The organism is Candidatus Rokuibacteriota bacterium (assembly GCA_016209385.1).
In the GTDB taxonomy this organism is placed as follows: Bacteria; Methylomirabilota; Methylomirabilia; order Rokubacteriales; family CSP1-6; genus JACQWB01.
The window spans coordinates 1-5,299 of record JACQWB010000115.1 but is presented as its reverse complement, the minus strand read 5'-3'; the positions used below and the strand labels follow the sequence as shown (position 1 = coordinate 5,299).

At 70.7% G+C, this 5,299-nt stretch carries 6 protein-coding genes; 4 read left to right on the top strand and 2 right to left on the bottom strand.

Annotated elements, in window-relative coordinates:
- Positions 1–149 precede the first annotated feature (149 nt).
- On the top strand, positions 150–350 hold the full coding sequence (locus HY726_07675) for a hypothetical protein (GenBank protein ID MBI4608869.1): 201 nt from the start codon (positions 150–152) through the stop codon (positions 348–350).
- On the opposite strand, the gene HY726_07670 is transcribed toward HY726_07675, so the two are convergent.
- On the bottom strand, positions 332–640 hold the full coding sequence (locus HY726_07670; protein ID MBI4608868.1) for a hypothetical protein: 309 nt from the start codon (positions 638–640) through the stop codon (positions 332–334). The two genes, HY726_07675 and HY726_07670, sit on opposite strands and share 19 nt — an antisense overlap.
- 237 nt (positions 641–877) lie before the next feature.
- Between HY726_07670 and HY726_07665 the strand changes: the two genes are divergently transcribed.
- The 3 genes from HY726_07665 (at position 878) to HY726_07655 (ending at position 3,959) form a co-directional block, all read left to right on the top strand.
- On the top strand, positions 878–1,654 hold the full coding sequence (locus HY726_07665) for an enoyl-CoA hydratase/isomerase family protein (GenBank protein MBI4608867.1): 777 nt from the start codon (positions 878–880) through the stop codon (positions 1,652–1,654).
- An 82-nt stretch (positions 1,655–1,736) separates the two neighbouring features.
- On the top strand, positions 1,737–2,966 hold the full coding sequence (locus HY726_07660) for a tetratricopeptide repeat protein (GenBank protein ID MBI4608866.1): 1,230 nt from the start codon (positions 1,737–1,739) through the stop codon (positions 2,964–2,966).
- 204 nt (positions 2,967–3,170) lie between these two features.
- Positions 3,171–3,959, top strand: a complete 789-nt coding sequence (locus tag HY726_07655) for a hypothetical protein (GenBank protein ID MBI4608865.1) — start codon at positions 3,171–3,173, stop codon at positions 3,957–3,959.
- Between the two features lie 873 nt (positions 3,960–4,832).
- On the opposite strand, the gene HY726_07650 is transcribed toward HY726_07655, so the two are convergent.
- Positions 4,833–5,299, bottom strand: a 467-nt coding sequence (locus HY726_07650) for a transposase (protein MBI4608864.1), incomplete at its 5' end; no start/stop codon positions are given.

Here is a 5,299-nt window from a genome sequence, read left to right as displayed (position 1 = left end):
TCCTGGAAGAGGAGCTGCCGGCTCCGTCACCACCTGTCACCGGTGTCACCGGTTTTTCTGAGTAGGGGGGGGTATGCCGTACACGGTGGTCCTCCCACGAGCCCTCCCTTTCCGCAGGCCCCCTATGTCCAAAACACCGGTGACGAGTGGTGACGCCTCCCCGTCCCTGGTCCACGGCTCACCTCAATGCCGAGTGGCGCCGGTGGACCACATTTCCACCGGACTTCGTCCCGGCGGCCCTGGCCTTCGGCTCCCGGATCCACGGCGCCGTCGGCTACTTCTACCGACAGGCGAAAAAGGGCCAGGCGCCAGGCCTCGAGGACCTCACGGCCTACTTCGAGGCGTACTGACAGCTTGAGAGAGGTGGTCGGGTGCACAGGTCCCCTTCGAGGTACCGCTGATCGACCAGGAGACCGGCGAGGTCCTGGACCGGCCACGCGTGGGGAGCCTCGACCTCCCGGAGCGCTCGGCGGATGGCCGGCTCGTCCGGTTCGACGTGCTCACGAAGACCCGGAAGGCCGAGCTTCACCGCTACTGGACCACGCGCGACCGGGCCGCGAACCTCGGCCTCTTCCGGCCGGTCTCTGAGGTGCTTCGCGCCATCGAGCGCCGGGTTTTCCACCCGGTGGTGAGCTGGCATTGTCAGGACTGCCCGTACAGAAGCCGCTGCTGGGCTGGGGGGGGGGCACTGAACGACATTAGCAGCAGCTTCCCCGTTGACCCGCACTTCATCCGCGCGGTAGCATCGGGCCATGCTTCGGATGCCGGGAGCGCCAGGACGGCGGCCGGCGGTGCGTGTTCTGCCCGCGGGCGGACTGGTGGAGAAGAACCTTATCCCCTTCCTATTGCGCGGCATGTCCGGTCGCTAGAGGTTCTCATGCCGAAGCTCCTCGTTGAGCAGCGCGGGCCCATCACGCTCGTGACGCTCAACCGCCCCGAGGTTCACAACTGCGTGGACGCCGAGACTGCCGTTGTGCTCGCGCAGGCGATCGAGAGTTTCGCAGCGAACGCAGCGGCGCACGTGTTGATCGTGACCGGCGCCGGCGACACCGCTTTCTGCTCGGGCGCCGACCTAAAGGATACCGATGCCTTGACCAGGCATCCCTATGTTGAGCGCGCGAGTCCGATGGGATTCGCTAAGCTCGACCCCGGAAAGCCGACGATCGCCGCCATCAATGGCTACTGCTTTGCCGGCGGAATGGAGCTTGCCTGTTGGTGCGACTTCCGGATCGCCGAGGAGCACGCCGAATTCGGGGCGCTGAACCGTCGCTGGGGCGTGCCGTTCTTTGACGGCGGCACCCAGCGGTTCGCACGCATCGTGGGCCAAGGGAATGCGCTCTGGATGATCGAGACGGGCGTCCGGTTCGGTGTGCAGCACGCGCGGACGATAGGCTTCGTCCAGGAAGTCGTGCCGAAAGGCCGCGCGCTGGCGCGCGCAATCGAGCTGGCGGAGGCGATCGTCAAGTACCCGCAACAGAGCATCCGGACCGATCGCCAGGCGACCCTCGCGACGTTCGGCACGTCCCTGGTCGACGGCCTCCGTTACGAAGCACAGGTCGGGCTCCGTTCGGCGCAGGACCCCGAGATGAAGGCCGGCCTCCAGCGCTTCATCCGGCGCGATCGCCCGGCTCCCCCGCACATGCCCCAGGCGTAGGGCGCGATGACGGATCGCCTGCACGGCAAGGTCGCGATCGTCACGAAGCGCGACCACGGGGCTGGCCTCGCCTGATGGCCCCGTGATCCCCGCGCTCGCCCTGGGCGCGCTCGCCCTGGTCGTCGCCGCCATCGTCGGCGCCGTGTGGGCCGTCCGCCGGGCGCGCCGCAGCCGCGCCGAGGACGCGCTGCGCCGCCTGGTCGGTGAGCTAGGCGGCGTGGTCAGCGGCAGCCGCGGCACGGCCGCGCACGAGGGCGCGACGTTCTCTTGTGGGTTCGAGCCGGCCGGGCGGCCCGAGCGCTTCGCGGTCACCCTCGCCGGCGCCGGCCCGGCGTTCGTGCTGCGCCGGCGAACCGCTCTCGATCGCGCGCTCGTCGCGGTCGGGCTGGCCCGCCCGCGCCAGACGGGCGAGGCGGACTTCGACGCCGCGATGTACCTCGAGACGGCGTCCGACGACCCCGTCGCGTCGCTGGCCGGCTCGCCGGCCCGGCGCGACGCGGCTCGCGCGCTCCTCGCGCTCGGCGTGACCCTGATCAGGCAGGACGGCGAGAAGCTCGGCGCCGTCTGGTACGCCGACGGGGACCCCAAGCCGCCTCCGGCCGAGACGATCCAGGCCGTGGTGGCTCAGCTCCGGCGCCTGGTGACTGGCGAAGGGCCCTTCACCGAGCTCGTCCCTCGCGTCGCCGACCGCCGTCGTATCCTGCACGTCGGCGGTACGTACCGAGCGGTGCCGGCTCGAGCGACCCGGTTCACCCGCGGCGCGCTCCGCCGGGCGGCGGCGACGGGCCTGACGCGCAGGATCGCCTTCATGGTCGGGTCCGGGATCGCCCTCGCGCTCGTCGCCTACGCCCTCCACGCGCGGATCACCGCGCGGGTGGTGCCCGACGGGCCGCAGGCGTCGGGTCCTCTGGCGCCGGCAGTGAGCCGACGCGACCGGGTGGAGCCGGACACGGCCCGCGCCTACTCCGAGCGCGGGCGAAGTCACCTCGTCGCCGGCCGATACCGGGAGGCGGCCGCGGACTTCCGGAGGGCGATCGACCTCGACCCGCTCTTCACCGCCGCCTACAAGCAGCTCGACGACGCCCTGACGCCCAGCGGCGACTGGGACACGATCATCACCTACTGGACGCGCCTCATCGAGCTCAAGCCCGACCACGCAGAGGCTTACTTCGAGCGCGGCGGCGCCAGGTCGCGGAAGCGGGACGTAGCCGGCGCGCTGGCCGACGCCGCCGAGGCCTGCCGGCTCGGCCTTCGCCGGGCCTGCGACACCTACGAGCGGTACCGCCGGGCGACCGAGTCGGCTCCCCGCTGAGCCGCGCTCCGGGCGCTGATCCCGCCAGGGACAGGGGCAATCCCGTGGCCCTGAGAGGGCGAGCCACCGTCACGGGAAGGCTCGGGCACGGGAGGAGCCGATGAGCAGACGGCGCGGGCTCAGGAACAGACCAACACTTCGGTTGACGGTCTCCGACAGCCCGCTCGTTTCTCCCGTTGAACCCACGCGCCCAGAGGAGATCCGGTGTGGGCCCGGATGCTCCTGATCGAGCTGGAGCGCGCGGAGGTGAACCTCGGAGCCCTGGCGGAGGCCCAGCGTCAGGCGGGGCGCCTGCCCCACGCGCTCGCCGGTTACATCGCCTGGCTCGCGCCCCAGATGCGCACCCTTGCGCCGCTCCTCCGGGAGACCTTCCAGGGGGTGCGGGCACGCGCCTCTGCCGACGGCGAGCACCTGAGAGTCCCCGAGGCCCTCGCTCACCTCTGGATCGGCCTCCACGCGGGCCTGAAATACGCCGAGGAGATCGGCGCCTGCTCAGAAGGCCAGGGTGAGGCGCTGCGCGCCAGGGGCTGGGAGGCGCTCCGGGCACTCGGGCGCGCCCAGGGGCGGCTCGTCGAAAGCGAGCGCCCGACCCGCCGGTTCCTCAGACTCCTGCTCACCCTCGTGGCCCAGCGGCGGGCGGTGCTGCTCCCGAAGGATCAGAGCGGCGAAGGGCTCCACGGCGAGCCGGCACTGATCGGCTGGCTGGACGAGCACTCCATGTACCTGCTCCCGGACGCGGCCTTCGGAGCCGTGAGCCGCCTCTGCCGCGACATGGGGGAACCCTTCCCGCTGAGACAGGACCGCCTCAAGCGGGACGTGGCCCGGGAGGGGCTCTCGGACTGTGAGGCCGGCCGCCACAGCGTCGTCGCCCGAGTGGGCGGCCAGCGGCGCCGGGTGCTCCGGCTCCGCCGGCGCGCGGTCGAGGCCCTCCTGGACGAGGAGTTGCCGGCTGCGTCACCACCTGTCACCGGTGTCACCGGTTTTTCTGAGTAGGGGGGGGTATGCCGGTACACGGTGGTCCTCCCACGAGCCCTCCCCGGGGACGAGCCTCCTCCCGAGCAGTCGCACGCAGAGTCTCCCGAGGCCTCTTCTCAACTTTTTCAGGAGGATCGAGACCGCCCGTCGGCAACCCCGCCCGCCGAAGATCTCCATCGTGCCCCGAGTGAGGGAAAGCCCTCCCTTTCCGCAGGCCCCCCTATGTCCAAAACACCGGTGACACCGGTGATGAGTGGTGACGCCTCCGGGTCGGCGGCGGGGTCAGGTGCGCTCATGAGCAGCGGGAGCCAAGAGGCCCGGGCGAGGGCCGGCGATCCGTGACCAAAAGGGGTGCCGAGGCTCGGTTCAAGGACGATCGGACCGTTTACGCCGTGCGCTCTCTGCCGAACCGGGAGCTGGGTCCGCTACGGCGGGCTGCCGCTCTGTCTCTCATGCGCGACGGATCGGGCCACGGCGGTGGTGATCGAGTACCGAGACAAGGTGACTGCTGTAGCCTGGCCTCGGGTCGGGCCTCGGGTCGGGCTCGCTCGGCTCCCTCGCGCCCGGCGGGCCGAGAATGAAGAAAATGAAGAGGGCTTTTTCGTGTCGTCGCGCGATAGCGCGATGCGCGAAAAAGGCGCGTTGAATGAAACCGCCCGCCGACGGTCGCCGCGGACGCCAGCTATGGGGATTGATCGAGCGAGGTGAGCGGCAGGAACGCGGCTGCCCGGGGTGAAGCTTCGAAAAGTCGGCGGTGTCTGCCGTGCCGGCGACCTGGCGGCGCAACGATGAACCGGCTTGGCACGACGATGCTGGCGGTTGAGACCTCACGCAGACAGAGTACGGGCGTGGCGGAGGGGGCCAAGGGGGCCGAGCGCGAGGTGGAGGGTTTCATGGGCTCCTCGCGCGGCGGGAAGGATCGCCGAGCCCCGTCAGCGCAGGCAGCGTTTCGACGACGAGCAGGCATCCGACCCCGCACCGAGGACACCGGGTGACATCCCTCCCGGTCAGCCGGAGCAGGAGCGCTTCCCACCGTTCGGGCTTCAGTGGTGCATTCGATTCGACGGCGACCGCCACCGGGGCGAGCCATTGGCGTACCCGGGGCAGTTTCTGCGGGCGCACGGCGTTGGCCAGGAATCCGTAGTGCCGGATCCGGACGAAGCGGCGGGGCAAGACATGGAGCAGAAAGCGGCGCAGGAAGGCCGTGGCGTCGAGGGTGGCGAGCCGGGGAGCGTTGCCGTGGGCGCGATCCTTCCAGCGGAAGGTGACCTGGCCGTCCTGCAGGGCGACGAGGCGATCGTTGGAGAGGGCGATCCGAGAGGCATAGCGGCCGAGGTAGGCGAGGACCTGCGTGGGGC

Coding starts and splice junctions, on each gene's coding strand:
- HY726_07670 (MBI4608868.1), bottom strand. CDS start 640: ATGCCAGCTCACCACCGGGTGGAAAACCCGGCGCTCGATGGCGCGAAG.
- HY726_07665 (MBI4608867.1), top strand. CDS start 878: ATGCCGAAGCTCCTCGTTGAGCAGCGCGGGCCCATCACGCTCGTGACG.